Source organism: Rhizobium oryziradicis (assembly GCF_001939045.1).
Lineage (GTDB): Bacteria > Pseudomonadota > Alphaproteobacteria > Rhizobiales > Rhizobiaceae > Allorhizobium > Allorhizobium oryziradicis.
Genome location: NZ_MKIM01000021.1, coordinates 167588 through 181537, shown reverse-complemented (window position 1 = coordinate 181537; position 13950 = coordinate 167588). Strand labels below are relative to the sequence as shown.

10 protein-coding genes are annotated in these 13950 nt (G+C 55.4%); 9 read left to right on the top strand and 1 reads right to left on the bottom strand.

The genetic code is table 11. The features are described from left to right. The first annotated feature begins 181 nt into the window (after positions 1-181). The gene (locus tag BJF95_RS03600) at positions 182-850 is read left to right on the top strand and encodes a haloacid dehalogenase type II (protein WP_075638079.1); all 669 of its coding nucleotides are present in this window, start codon (positions 182-184) and stop codon (positions 848-850) included. Positions 851-974: 124 nt separating this feature from the next. Here BJF95_RS03600 and BJF95_RS03595 read toward each other — a convergent pair whose 3' ends face one another. After that, entirely contained in the window at positions 975-1880 is a 906-nt protein-coding gene (locus tag BJF95_RS03595) for a LysR family transcriptional regulator (RefSeq protein WP_075638078.1), read from the bottom strand. A gap of 392 nt (positions 1881-2272) precedes the next feature. Between BJF95_RS03595 and BJF95_RS03590 the strand changes: the two genes are divergently transcribed. The 8 genes from BJF95_RS03590 (at position 2273) to BJF95_RS03555 (ending at position 13925) form a co-directional block, all read left to right on the top strand. After that, entirely contained in the window at positions 2273-3088 is an 816-nt protein-coding gene (locus BJF95_RS03590; protein WP_075638077.1) for an alpha/beta hydrolase fold domain-containing protein, read from the top strand. Between the two features lie 37 nt (positions 3089-3125). Further along, a complete protein-coding gene (locus BJF95_RS03585; protein WP_075638076.1) occupies positions 3126-4310 on the top strand; it encodes an efflux RND transporter periplasmic adaptor subunit in 1185 nt (394 codons plus the stop codon). A gap of 206 nt (positions 4311-4516) precedes the next feature. Continuing rightward, positions 4517-7717, top strand: coding sequence for an efflux RND transporter permease subunit (locus BJF95_RS03580; RefSeq protein ID WP_075638075.1), 3201 nt, complete (start codon positions 4517-4519; stop codon positions 7715-7717). Between the two features lie 175 nt (positions 7718-7892). Then, positions 7893-9437, top strand: a complete 1545-nt coding sequence (locus BJF95_RS03575) for an ABC transporter substrate-binding protein (RefSeq protein WP_075638074.1) — start codon at positions 7893-7895, stop codon at positions 9435-9437. An 86-nt stretch (positions 9438-9523) separates the two neighbouring features. After that, complete coding sequence (locus BJF95_RS03570; RefSeq protein WP_075638073.1) at positions 9524-10852, top strand: GH1 family beta-glucosidase; 1329 nt, start codon at positions 9524-9526, stop codon at positions 10850-10852. 42 nt (positions 10853-10894) lie between these two features. Continuing rightward, positions 10895-11836 carry an ABC transporter permease gene (locus BJF95_RS03565; protein WP_075638072.1) on the top strand — a complete coding sequence of 314 codons (942 nt, stop codon included), beginning with the start codon at positions 10895-10897 and terminating at the stop codon, positions 11834-11836. After that, positions 11836-12720 (top strand): ABC transporter permease, encoded by an 885-nt coding sequence (locus tag BJF95_RS03560; protein WP_075638071.1) that lies wholly within the window; start codon positions 11836-11838, stop codon positions 12718-12720. Before BJF95_RS03565 ends, BJF95_RS03560 begins: the two co-directional genes overlap by 1 nt. Before the next feature lie 2 nt (positions 12721-12722). Then, the gene (locus tag BJF95_RS03555) at positions 12723-13925 is read left to right on the top strand and encodes an amidohydrolase/deacetylase family metallohydrolase (protein WP_075638070.1); all 1203 of its coding nucleotides are present in this window, start codon (positions 12723-12725) and stop codon (positions 13923-13925) included. Positions 13926-13950 lie beyond the last annotated feature (25 nt).

The window sequence follows — 13950 nt, the reverse complement described above, 5'->3', positions numbered from 1 at the left end:
GAGAACGGCATTTTACGGCCCGCCGTCAGCCACTGTGCGCCATGACACGGTGTGCCGGTTTCTCCCGTTGAATTGGAATTTTCTGCTTTCGCTCATGGGCAATACGGTGAAAGCGGTCTGCCAAGGCGCTCTAGACTGTGTGCAGGCTTAAAAGTTCAACATCGACGATAAGGACAGATGAATGACCACGTTCCGCCCCAAATACGTAACGTTCGACTGCCACGGCACGCTGATCAATTTCAACATGGCGCAAGCGGCACGCGACCTCTTTGGTGACGTGCTTTCGGAACCGGTAATGCAGCAGTTTATCAAGGATTGGACCGCTTATCGTATTGATGAATGCCTTGGTCCGTGGCAACCTTTTGCCGATCTCGTCCATAATTCGCTGGAGCGCACCTGCAAGAGAAATGGCGTGGCGTTCAAGCCAGAAGACGCCGTCATGGTCTATGAACGCATTCCCACCTGGGGACCGCATCCGGATGTGCCAGCGGGGCTTGCCAAAGTTGCCAAGGAAATTCCGTTGGTGATCCTGTCCAATGCGATGGACTCGCAGATCATGTCGAATGTCGAAAAGCTGGGTGCACCTTTTCACGCCGTTTATACCGCTGAACAGGCGCAGGCGTATAAGCCGCGCTTCAAGGCGTTTGAATATATGTTCGACATGCTGGGTTGCGGTCCTGAAGACATCGTTCACTGCTCGTCTTCATTCCGTTATGACCTGATGTCGGCCTATGGCCTTGGTATCAAAAACAAAATCTGGGTCAATCGCGGCCACGAGCCGGCAAACCCCTACTACGGATACAAGGAAATCGCCGATATTTCTGGTCTGGCGGGCGCTTTGGGCCTCTGATTTTTGCGATAAGACCCTGTTTTCTCGAGCATCGTGCCGAAAATCGGAATCGGCGCGATGCTCTCGATTGTTGTTTTCGCATCGGATTTTCCGAAAACCGGTTCCCACGCATCGCACCAAAGCTTTAATTGAGGTTTTCATCGCTCAGCAATCGCACCAGCCAATCGACGAACACTCTGACTTTGTTGCTCAAATGTCGGTTTGGTGGGTAAACAACGTAAAGCGGAAGGGACTCGACCTGCCAATCCGTCAAGACCTGGAGAAGCTCACCCTTTTCAAGCGCTTCTCTAATCATGAAGTGAGGCACGGTGGCTATCCCATGACCACATAATGCAGCATTGAGATAGCTTCTGGCATCATTAACGGCCACGTGGTAGCGCCCGTTGATTTCCAGATGCTCATCGTTCTTCGTGAAATTCAACATCATGGCGCGATTGGTTTGGGCCAGGAAATAGCCCACACAATGGTGGTCTTTTTCCAGATCGCTCGGATGCTGTGGCATGCCGTTTTGTTCCAGATAGCGTGGTGATGCGCAGGCAATCATGGGCACTTCTGCAACCCGCCGCGCAATCAATGACTGATCGTTCGGAACGCCACCGCGCAAAGCACAATCGACATTTTCCGCAAGATAATCGACTGTGCGGTCGCCGACACCGAGATCAACGCGGATGTCGGGGAATGTCTGATAAAAATTGTGCAATGCCGGTATCACCAGCCAATCGGCAAAGGCTCCTGCCATTTCAACGCGCAAGCGCCCACTTGGCTGCGAGTGTGAGTTGGACAGGCTGATGTCCAGCTCATCCAGTTCCATGATAATCTGCTTTGCTCTTTCGTAATAAAGCGCGCCATCGGTGGTCACCATAACGCGCCGCGTCGTGCGGTTTAGCAGTTTGGTGCGCAAATGCGCCTCCAGCCCCTGAATGAGATTGGTGACTGTGGCCTTGGGCAGGCTCAGAGCCTCTGACGCGCGTGTGAAATTGCCCATATCCACAACCCGGACAAAGGCACGCATGGCAGACAATTGATCCATTCACCGCTCTTCCATTTTGCAATGCATTATTATTCGATATTTCGAACAGTGTACTCACATTTGCTATACTTGTTCCAAATTGCGAATAAAGTAAATTCCTTTTCAAGGAAGACGACATGTGGTGGCACTGCTGACGGGCGCAGAGGTCATTCATGGTCACCTGTGCAAAATCCGTGCAGCCGGTTGTTGTCGGCTCCAAAGGGCTTACATGAAAGGGCTTGAGGTTCTCGTGTTTGCCACAGAATCCGGTTTTTACGAAATGGCACATCGAAATATGTGCCGCCGCCACAGATGAAAAGGCTTTTGAAATGCGTACCGCCCGTTATTTGCCAGCATCGGTCATGCTCCTTTCGAGCTGTGTCCTGATTGCACAGTCTGCGGAGTGAACATTCGTGGGCGTTGAGATCAAGGATATGACGCTGGACAAGCCAAGTGTTGGCTCTGTTTCGGTGCGGGTTTATGCGGGTGAGGAGTACGGCAAGGGGCCGCCGGTTGTGATCTATTTTCGCGGCGGTGCGTTTCGTCAGACTGGGCCTGGCGAGTGCGCCATGGCGCAATGTCTGGCAGAGACAGGGGCGATTGTCGTTGTGCCGGATTATAATGTTCTCGGTTCGGTTTTTCCAAAGCCGCTTGAAGTGGGGTTTTCGATATTTTCTTATATGGCAAAAAAGCGTGCCGGTTTTGGGGATCGCAAATCCCTGCTGCTGGTTGGAGGCGAAGAGGCGGGTGGTAACATTGCCGCAGCCGTCAGTCTCAAAGCACGCGACCAGCTTGCCAATGAACTGGATGGTCAGGTGTTGGTTTCACCCTTGCTTGATCCGCTCATGGGCACGCAGTCGTTTCGCAAAGCCGATGAAACGGGCATGCGGAGCTGTTGGGCCGATGGCTGGAGCCACTATCTCAGCGGTGGCATTTGCCATCCCTATGCCGCGCCCTCTGTGTGTTCAAGGTTGTCGGGCATAGCACCGGCCCTGTTGTTCTCGTCCGAGGATGATCCGCTGCTGGATGAGACAATGGTCTATGCTGAACGTTTGAAAAGTGCAGGCGTTGATGTGCGCCCGCATGTTCTTCCCGCCGGGACAGGATGGCCATCCGTCTATGGTGGAAAAACCCAGCAGGTTCCAAGCTGGGATGACAATGTAAAGAGCCAGTTCGCGAATTTTATCCGCGATCTTGGCGTTCAGAGAAATGCTCTGAAATCAACGTGATCTTAAGCGGCATCCCAAGGCCGCAAGGAGTTTGACCATGATATTGCGTGTAAAACGCTGGGCCCTCACGGGCACTGGCCTAGGCCTTGTTGCGTCCATTGCTGGTGCAACATTGCTTTTGAACCTCTCCAATCCCAAGGCGCAGGCCGTTGAAGCGGCCGCTCCTGCGGCAATTCCGGTCACGGTGGATGCGGTTAAAAGCCGTGATGTCACCCTCTGGCAGGAGTTTTCGGGGCGGCTTGAAGCTGTTGACCGGGTTGATATTCGCCCGCGTGTGGGTGGTGCCATCCTGTCTGTGGCTTTTCGTGAAGGAGCCTTGGTCAAGGCTGGCGACTTGCTGTTTACCATTGATCCAGCCCCTTATGAGGCAAGTGTGGCGCAAGCGGCAGGGCAGGTGGCATCGGCACAGGCCAAGGTAGCGCTCGCGAAAACCGAGCTGGAGCGTGGCCGCAGGCTGTCTGACAATCGCACCATCTCGCAAAGTGATCTGGACCAGCGCCAGAATGCCGTGACCGAGGCCGAAGCGGGGCTGAAAACCGCGCAAGCTGTGCTGCGCTCGGCACAGCTTGAACTTGATTATACCCAGGTGCGTGCGCCGGTATCTGGCCGGGTTGGCCGGGTAGCAATCACGGCGGGCAATCTTGTGGCGGCGGGCTCTGCCTCTGCTGTGCTGACAACATTGGTTTCGGTCGATCCGATCTATGCCAGCTTCAATGCCAGCGAAGAAATTGTGACCCGCTCTCTTTCAAAGCTGGAATCGACCGATAGTTCTTTGCCACCCATCTATCAGATCCCGGTTGAAATCGGAACGCTTGCAGACAATGGCACCCCCATAGCCGGCAAATTGCAGATGATTGGCAATCAGGTGGATGCTGCAAGTGGAACGATCCCGGTGCGTGCGGTGATCGACAATCCGCAAGGGCGTCTGATTCCGGGCCAGTTTGTGCGCATCCGCATGGGTGAACCCCAGCCGGACAAGCGAATTCTGGTGAGCGAAAAGGCGATTGGAACGGATCAGGACAAGAAATTTGTCTTTGTGGTCGGTGCCGATAACAAGATTGTCTATCGTCCGGTGGAGCTTGGGGGCAGCGCAGGCAACGAGCGAATTGTTCTGGGTGGGCTTAATGACGGCGATCGGATTGTTGTCAACGGATTGCAGCGTGTGCGTCCCGGCGCACTGGTGGAACCGCAGACACAGGACACGGTTGCCGCCATGAAGTGAGCATTTGGCGACGTCAGGGCTCATATGGTCGCGGGGCGCTAGAGTTTGTCAGGGAAAAGTGGAATCCGGTTTTCCCGAATAGACAAACGACAACAAGGGACTCTAGCACTCCGCTCTTCTATCAAAAGTGCAGTTTACCCGCCGGGAGATGGTTCTCCCGGTGATGGTTGTTTGCGTTTCAATTTCACCCTGGAGAGGGTATCACTATGAATATTTCCCGCTTCTTTATCGACCGACCGGTCTTCGCCGGTGTTCTGTCGATTCTCATTGTGGTTGCCGGTCTGATTGGCATGCGCTCGCTGCCTATTTCGGAATATCCCGAAGTGGTGCCGCCATCCATCGTCGTGCGCGCGGTCTATCCCGGTGCAAACCCGGTGGTCATTGCCGAAACGGTGGCAACGCCGCTGGAAGAGCAGATCAACGGCGTTGAAGACATGCTCTACATGAACAGTCAGGCAACGTCTGATGGCGTGTTGACGCTGACGGTGACCTTCAAGCTGGGTACCGATCCGGACAAGGCCCAGCAACTGGTGCAAAACCGTGTCTCGCAGGCCGAGCCGCGCTTGCCAGCAGAGGTGCGCGCACTGGGTGTTACCACCGTTAAAAGCTCGCCCGACTTTATCATGGTGGTCAATCTCGTCTCGACATCTGATCGTTACGATGTCACGTATTTGCGCAATTATGCCACCTTGAACATCAAGGATCGGCTTGCGCGCTTGCAGGGTGTTGGACAGGTGCAAGTGTTTGGCGCTGGCGATTATGCCATGCGGGTGTGGATCGATCCACAAAAGGCCGCCGAACACGGGCTTGCGGCCAGCGACATCACCAACGCTATCCGTGAGCAAAATGTGCAGGCCGCCGCCGGTATTATTGGCGCCTCGCCAAGCCCCAAAGGGGTCGAGTTACAGTTGAACGTCAATGCCCAAGGACGTCTTCGCACACCGGAAGAATTTGGCGAAATCATCATCAAAACCGGCGATCAGGGACAGATCACCCGCCTGAAAGATGTGGCGCGGATTGAGCTGGGTGCTGCCGATTATACCCTGCGCTCCCTGCTTGATGGCAAGCCTGCGGTCGCGATTGCCGTCCTTCAGGCTCCGGGGTCCAATGCTATCGAGATTGCCGATAATGTTCACGCCACGATGGCAGAGTTGCAGCTTGCCATGCCTGAGGGCGTGAAATTTGAAATCGTCTACGACACCACCAAGTTTGTGCGTGCTTCTATCGAGAAGGTGATCGACACGCTGCTGGAAGCCGTGGCTCTGGTGGTTCTTGTCGTCATCCTGTTTTTGCAAACCTGGCGGGCATCGATCATTCCGCTGATTGCGGTGCCGGTTTCCATCATCGGCACATTTGCGGTGATGTATGCCTTCGGCTTTTCCATCAATGCGTTGACACTTTTCGGTCTGGTGCTGGCCATCGGCATTGTGGTCGATGATGCGATTGTGGTGGTTGAAAATGTTGAGCGCAATATTGAGAGCGGGTTAAAGCCGCGTGAGGCAACCTATCGGGCCATGCGTGAGGTTTCCGGTCCCATTATTGCCATTGCGCTGGTGCTGGTGGCGGTGTTTGTGCCGCTTGCTTTCATCAGCGGTCTGTCTGGACAGTTCTATCGCCAGTTCGCGTTGACCATCGCGATCTCAACGGTCATTTCCGCCATCAACTCGCTGACGCTTTCGCCAGCATTGGCCGCCCTGTTGCTCAAAGACCATCACGCGCCCAAGGATTGGCTGACGCGCGGTATGGACCGGGTTTTTGGCTGGTTCTTCCGGGGGTTCAACCGCGCCTTTGGTGCGGCGTCAAACAGCTATGGCCGTGGCGTTGGTGGTTTGCTTTCACGCAAATCTCTGGTGATGGTGGTTTATCTTGCGCTGATTGCAGCCACTTACTCGGTGTTCAATGCGGTGCCCGGCGGCTTCGTTCCGGCGCAGGACAAGCAATATCTCATTGGCTTTGCGCAATTGCCCGATGGTGCCACCCTTGATCGCACCGAAGACGTGATCAAGCGCATGAGCGATATTGCCATGAAGCAGCCCGGTGTTGCTCATGCCATCGCCTTTCCGGGCCTGTCGATCAATGGTTTCACCATTGGCTCGAACTCCGGCATCGTGTTTGCGGTTCTCGATGATTTCGACAAGCGCACAACGCCTGAGCTTTCCGGTGGCGCTATCGCCATGCAATTGAATCAGAAATTTGCTGGCATTCAGGATGCGTTTATTGCCATGTTCCCGCCGCCGCCCGTCAATGGTCTTGGCTCCACCGGCGGTTTCAAATTGCAAATCGAAGATCGTGCCGGCCTTGGCTATAAATCGTTGGATGCTGCCACCAAGGCATTCCTTGCGAAGGCCTATCAGACACCTGAGCTTGCGGGGCTTTTCTCTAGCTTCCAGATCAATGTGCCGCAGCTCTATGCCGATCTGGATCGCTCAAAGGCCGAACAATTGGGTGTGTCGGTGACGGATGTGTTCGAAACCCTGCAAATTTATCTGGGTTCGCTCTATGTCAATGACTTCAACGCCTTTGGCCGCACCTACAGCGTGCGGGTCCAGGCCGATGCTGCTTTCCGCGCAAAGCCGGAGGATATTGGCCAGCTGCAGGTTCGTTCCAAAACCGGGCAGATGATCCCGCTTGCGGCCTTGCTCAAGGTGGATAGCACCACGGGGCCAGAACGGACCACGCGCTATAACGGTTTTCTCGCAGCGGACATCAATGGTGGCCCGGCCCCCGGCTTTTCCTCCGGTCAGGCACAGGCAGCCATTGAGCGCATTGCCAAGGAAACGCTGCCCAATGGCATTGTGTTTGAGTGGACCGACCTGACCTATCAGCAGATTTTGGCAGGCAATTCGAGCCTTATCGTCTTTCCGCTTGCGCTGCTGCTGGTCTATCTGGTTTTGGCGGCCCAATATGAAAGCCTGACCCTGCCGATTGCCATCATCATGATTGTGCCCATGGGTGTGCTCGCAGCACTGGCCGGTGTCTGGTACACCGGCGGCGACAACAACATCTTCACGCAGATCGGCCTGATGGTGCTGGTTGGGTTGTCGGCAAAGAATGCGATCCTGATTGTCGAATTTGCCCGCGAGCTGGAGTTTGAAGGCAGAACGCCGGTGCGCGCCGCAATCGAGGCAAGCCGCCTTCGCCTTCGCCCCATTCTGATGACCTCCATGGCCTTCATCATGGGTGTGGTGCCGCTGGTTGTGTCCACGGGGGCCGGTGCCGAAATGCGCTCTGCCATGGGGCTTGCAGTGTTCTGCGGCATGATTGGCGTGACCTTCTTTGGCATCTTCATGACGCCGGTGTTTTATGTGCTTTTGCGGCGGGTCACCGGCAATCGACCTCTGGTGCATCATAATCAGGACTTCCCCGGTGAAGATCTGGTGGAAGCCCATCGCAGCGCGGCGGAATAAAGCGTCGCTTCCAAATCGTTGAACATTGGCAAAAGCCTGTCAGATCATCGGAGCTGACAGGCTTTTTGCCGTCCTACCCTCCGGCAAAACAGCCCATTGACAGATCGTTAAGTTTCGATACTCTTTAGTTGCGTATGCTATTTCATAACTACGGAACAATAAAAAGGGGGACGTCATGAGACGCCGATTGGGATTGCTGGCAACGCTGGCTTTTGCATTATTGCCGGGGCTTGCACTGATACCGGGGCATAGTCTGGCACAGGATAAGGGTGGCGTCATCAACGTGGCCACCATTGGTGAGCCTCCGACGCTGGACCCCATGGCCTCCACCGCCGATCTGGTTGGCATGACCACCCAGCATATTTTCGAAACCCTGTTTACCTTTGACGACAAATGGAATGTCATTCCGCTGTTGGCTGAGACCATGCCGAAAATCAGCGATGATGGCAAAACCTATGACATTGCTTTGCGCAACGGTGTGAAATTTCACGATGGCACCGTGATGACATCGGCGGACGTGGTGGCCTCGATTGAGCGCTGGATGGCAATTGCCTCGCGCGGCAAGCAGGTGGCACCGTACATCGATAAAGTGAGTGCTGAAGGCGACAATGCCATTCGCATCACGCTGAAAAAGCCCTATGCGCCGCTGATGTCGCTGCTGGCATTTAACAATTCAGCCGCCGTTATCATTCCAAAATCGACCATCGCCGATCCGCTGACCAAATTCATTGGCACCGGCCCTTATATGTTGAAGGAACGCAAGCCCGATCAATATATTCAGCTTGTGCGGTTCGATGGCTATACGCCGCGCAAAGAAGCACCCAATGGTTTTGGTGGTGCGCGCAAAGCCATTCTGGATGAGATCCGCTTTATTCCCGTGCCGGATGCAAACACCCGGTTGGAGGGTGCCGTTTCGGGCCAGTTCGATTATGTCGATTCACTGGCCCCTGAAGGCTATGATCGCCTTGAGGGATCAAAGGCCTCCGAGCCTGTGGTTTTGAAGCCCTATGGTGCGCCGGTGTTTGTGATGAACACCAAGCAGGGCATGATGACCAGCAAGACCTTGCGTCATGCCATTCAGGTGGCCTTGAACCCGGAAGACATGTTGCTGGCCGCCTTTGGCAATCCAAAATTCTTTGCCGTCGATGGCGCGCTCTATCCTGAAGGCTACGTCTGGCACACCAAGGACGGCATTCAGCGCTACGGCAGTGGCGACCCGGAAGCCGCTGCCAAGCTGATGAAAGAAGCGGGCTATGATGGCAAGCCGGTTCGCATTCTGACCAGCCGCCAATATGAATTTCACTACAAAATGGCGCAGGTGGCCGCTGAATATCTGAAAGCCGCAGGCTTTAAGGTTGATCTGCAAATCTATGACTGGGCAACCCTGACCACCCGTCGCGCTGATCCCGCTCTTTGGGATATTTTCATCACCCATGGCCCGTTCCCACCAGAGCCGGTGCTGAATGGCTGGATGTCGGACAGCTATCCCGGCTGGTGGTCAACACCGGAGAAAACCAAAGCCGTCGAGCCCTTCATTGCCGAATTTGATCCGGCCAAGCGCCAGAAGCTTTTCGGCGAGATCCAGAAGGTGTTCTACGAGGATGCACCGGTGTTCAAGGTCGGCGATTTCAACGCGCTGTCGGCCAAGGCCAAGACACTGGAAGGTTTCCATCCCTCGCCATGGCCTTATTTCTGGAACGTCAGCACCTCCAAGAAATAGCCGTCGCTTTATAGCGCATCGGACCAGACCCTGTTCGGTCCGATGCTCTTCATCATTGTATTTGCGCCTGAGCGAAGTTGAACATCATGTCGAGATCTTTTCCCTCTGATTTTCTCTGGGGCGTGGCAGCCTCTGCCTTTCAAACAGAAGGCGCTGTTGATGCCGATGGCCGTGGCAAAAGTGTTTGGGATGTCTATAGCCACACACCCGGCCGCACCACCAATGGCGATACGGCGGATATTGCCTGCGACCATTATCACCGCTACCCGGAGGATATCGCTTTGATGCGTGGGCTTGGCGTGAAGGCCTACCGGCTTTCCACCGCTTGGCCACGGATTTTCCCCACCGGCAGTGGCCAGATCAATCAGCGGGGATTGGATTTCTACGATCGCGTTATCGATCTTTGCCTGCACGAGGGCATAGAGCCGTGGATTTGCCTGCATCATTGGGACATGCCGGTCGCGGTTGAAGACAATGGCGGTTGGCGCAATCGCGATACGGCCAAAATCTTTGCCGATTACGCCGCTGTTATCGCCCGCCATTTTGGCGATCGGGTCAAGCGCTTTGCGCCGATCAACGAGCCGAATGTGATCCCGTGGGTTGCCTATAATGTCGGCCGCCACGCCCCCGGCAAGCAGGATTATCCCTCCAGCCTTCAGGCCATTCATACGCTCAACCTTGCCCATGGTTACAGCGTCAAGGCGGTGCGCGCCGAAGCACCGCACGCCGAGGTCGGCAATATCGTCTCACTGGGGCCAGTGCGTCCCCATTATGATGATGCTGCCCACGAAGAGGCCCGCATTCTCGGCGATTGCCTCTGGCGCAGAGTGACGGTGGATCCGTTGTGGCTTGGCACCTACCCAGAGCCGATTGCAAAGGACATGGAGCCGTATATTCAGCGAGATGATATGGCCGACATTGCCCAGAAAATGGATTTCTTCGGCCTCAATCACTATAATCCGGTGTTTGTCGGCCCCAATAAAAACACCACATTTGGTGTGGCAGAAACCGCCCCGCCAACCGGCATGGGGCCGCTCACAGACGTGAACTGGATGGTGGATCCGGCGGCTTTTCTGGAACAAATTCGCGATACCAGCGCGCGCTATGGCAAGCCGACGATTTATATCACCGAAAACGGGGCTTCCTATCCTGATGCGCTCACACCAGATCGGCGCGTCATCGACAATGACCGCATAGCCTATTTCAACGGCTATCTGAATGCCCTTCTGGATGCGCTGGACGAAGGCCATGATATTCGCGGCTATTTTGCCTGGTCGCTGATGGATAATTTTGAATGGGGCAGGGGATATTCCAAGCGTTTCGGGCTGGTTTATGTCGATTATCCCACCCTTCAGCGCATTCCCAAACAGTCCTACCATTGGCTGAGCAAGGTGATCAAAGCCAATGCCGTTTGATCTTAAGTCGCTCGGTGCCCGCCAACCGCAAGAGGGCCAATTATGATCAGCTATATCCTAAAGCGTATCCTCGGCATGATCGTGGTGATGTTTCTGGTGGTGACGATTGTTTTCATCATTGTGCGCGTCACGCCGGGTGATCCGGCAGCCGTCATGCTGGGGCCAGACGCCTCCGCGCAAGACATTGCCGATCTGCGATCACGGCTTGGCCTCGATCAATCCCTGATCAGCCAATATGTCCTCTATATCGGTGCGTTGTTGCAAGGCAATCTTGGCCAATCGATCTTCCTCGATATGCCGGTCGGCGCAGCCTTGATGCAACGGGCCGAACCTACCTTTTTCCTCACCGTGTTTTCGCTGCTGATTGCCTGTGTGCTCGCCCTGCCGATTGGTATTTATGCCGCCTATCGGCGCGGATCGCTGATCGATCAGGCAGCAACCACCATTGCCATGCTGGCGGCAAGCGTGCCCAGCTTCTGGCTTGGGTTGATCCTCATGCAGTTTTTGGCCGTCAAAATGCATCTGTTTCCGGTCTCAGGCTATGGCGGTCCGGGTGCCAGTTTCACGGATCGTATGTATCACCTGACCTTGCCCGCTTTCGCACTGGGGCTGGTGTCGTCGTCGCTGATTTTGCGCTTTACCCGCGCCTCCATGCTCGATGTGCTGGGCGATGATTTTGTGCGCACCGCGAGAGCCAAAGGCCTGATAGAGCGGCGCGTGGTGCTGCGCCATGCGCTGAAAAATGCGCTGATTCCAATTTTGACCGTGATTGGCCTCACAGCAGCGGTGCTGATTTCCGGTGCTGTTGTCACTGAGACGGTGTTTGGTCTGCCGGGCATTGGCAGTCTGGTGGTGTCGGCGGTTTTGCGCCGCGATTATCCCGTCATTCAAGGCGCGCTTTTGGTGATTGCCGGTCTCTATGTGCTGGTGAATTTCGCAATCGATATGCTCTATCTGCTGATTGATCCGAGGGTGCGTTACTGATGACCCAGCCCCTATCCTCCGAGACCGTTGCACCCCGCAGTGAGACCGAGACAAGACGTTTCTTGCGCCGCTTTTTACGCCGTAAGACCGTCGCAATCGGGCTTTGCATTCTCACCATCTTCGTGCTTTTGGCCGTACTGGCACCTTGGATTGCGCCTTATTCGCCCTATAAGCTCTCGATCATCAATCGGCTGAAGCCACCAAGCGATATCCATTGGTTTGGTACCGATGAATTCGGGCGTGATGTGTTTTCACGCACCATCTATGCAGGCCGTCTGTCTTTGCTGGTGGGGGCGTCTGTGGTCGCGCTGTCCACGTTGATTGGCGTGACGCTTGGTCTGCTGGCGGGTTTTTTCCAAAAGCTGGATGCGCCCATTGCCCGCCTGATTGATGCAATGATGGCCTTTCCCGATATTCTTCTGGCCATTGCGCTGGTGGCGGCCCTTGGACCATCTTTGACCACGGTTATTGTCGCCTTGTCGGTCGTCTACGCGCCCAGACTTGCCCGCATTGTGCGCGCTTCAACCCTTGTCATTCGTGAGCTGCCCTATGTTGAAGCGGCGCGAGCGCTGGGCATTTCCACCTTCCACATCATGATGCGGCATGTGCTTCTCAATCTCATCTCGCCCATTCTGGTGCAGGCCACCTTCCTGTTTGCTTCAGCCATGCTGGCCGAGGCCGGTCTGTCCTTCCTCGGCGTGGGTGTCAGCCCAGAAATTCCCACCTGGGGCACGATGATTTCCAGCGGTCGGCAATATGTCGATCAGGCCGACTGGATGACGCTGTTTCCCGGCTTTGCCATCATTCTTTCCGTCATGTCTTTGCAGATCGTCGGTGACGGCCTGCGCGATATGCTCGATCCCAGACTGCAAAAGGATATTTGATCATGCCAAATGGCCTGACACCGCTGCTTTTGAAAAACATTCGCCCCATGGCTTTTGGCGCGGATACCTCTGCCACTGCCATCGACATTCTGATTGGCACAGACGGCAAAATCATAAAGCTTGGCCCTGAGCTTGCCATTGCTGAAGATGTCGAGGTGATCGACGGCAAAGGGGCGTGGATTTCACCCGGCTGGGTCGATCTGCATGTCCATATCTGGCATGGCGGCACGGATATTTCCATCCGCCCATCCGAATGCGGGGCCGAGCGCGGCGTGACCACGCTGGTGGACGCAGGATCTGCAGGCGAAGCCAATTTCCATGGCTTTCGCGAATATATCATTGAGCCATCACGCGAGCGGATCAAGGCCTTCCTGAACCTTGGCTCCATTGGCCTTGTGGCCTGCAACCGGGTGCCGGAACTGCGCGACATCAAGGACATTGATCTTGATCGCATTCTGGAATGTTACGCCGACAACAGCGAGCATATTGTCGGCCTCAAGGTGCGGGCAAGCCATGTGATCACCGGCTCTTGGGGGGTGACCCCGGTCAAGCTTGGCAAGAAAATCGCCAAAATCCTGAAAGTGCCGATGATGGTGCATGTGGGCGAGCCGCCCGCTCTCTACGATGAAGTGCTGGAAATTCTGGGACCGGGCGATGTTGTCACCCATTGTTTCAATGGCAAGGCCGGTTCCAGCATTATGGAGGATGAAGACCTTTATAATCTGGCCGAGCGCTGCGCAGGCGAAGGCATCCGGCTGGATATTGGCCATGGTGGAGCCTCCTTCTCGTTCAAGGTGGCGGAAGCGGCCATCAAGCGCGGCCTGTTGCCCTATTCCATCTCCACCGACCTGCACGGGCATTCGATGAATTTCCCGGTCTGGGATCTCGCCACCACCATGTCCAAGCTGCTCTCGGTGGGCATGCCGTTTGACAAGGTGGTTGAGGCGGTGACCCATGCGCCAGCCTCTGTCATTCGGCTTTCGATGCAGGACCGGCTGGTGGTGGGAGCGCGTGCCGATTTCACCATTTTCGATCTGGTCGATTCTGATCTGGAAGCAACCGATTCCAATGGGGATGTCTCGCGCCTGACCAAGCTGTTTGAGCCACGCCATGCGGTGATTGGCCGAGAAGCAATTGTGGCCAGCCGTTACATTCCGCGTGCGCGAAAATTGGTGCGCCACAGCCACGGCTATTCCTGGCGTTGAACCGAATACCAAAAATACATTTCAC

Bases quoted from the DNA above. Each gene is read 5' to 3' on its own strand.
- BJF95_RS03600 (WP_075638079.1), top strand. From the start codon at position 182: ATGACCACGTTCCGCCCCAAATACGTAACGTTCGACTGCCACGGCACG.
- BJF95_RS03595 (WP_075638078.1), bottom strand. From the start codon at position 1,880: ATGGATCAATTGTCTGCCATGCGTGCCTTTGTCCGGGTTGTGGATATG.
- BJF95_RS03585 (WP_075638076.1), top strand. From the start codon at position 3,126: ATGATATTGCGTGTAAAACGCTGGGCCCTCACGGGCACTGGCCTAGGC.
- BJF95_RS03580 (WP_075638075.1), top strand. From the start codon at position 4,517: ATGAATATTTCCCGCTTCTTTATCGACCGACCGGTCTTCGCCGGTGTT.
- BJF95_RS03575 (WP_075638074.1), top strand. From the start codon at position 7,893: ATGAGACGCCGATTGGGATTGCTGGCAACGCTGGCTTTTGCATTATTG.
- BJF95_RS03570 (WP_075638073.1), top strand. From the start codon at position 9,524: ATGTCGAGATCTTTTCCCTCTGATTTTCTCTGGGGCGTGGCAGCCTCT.
- BJF95_RS03565 (WP_075638072.1), top strand. From the start codon at position 10,895: ATGATCAGCTATATCCTAAAGCGTATCCTCGGCATGATCGTGGTGATG.
- BJF95_RS03560 (WP_075638071.1), top strand. From the start codon at position 11,836: ATGACCCAGCCCCTATCCTCCGAGACCGTTGCACCCCGCAGTGAGACC.
- BJF95_RS03555 (WP_075638070.1), top strand. From the start codon at position 12,723: ATGCCAAATGGCCTGACACCGCTGCTTTTGAAAAACATTCGCCCCATG.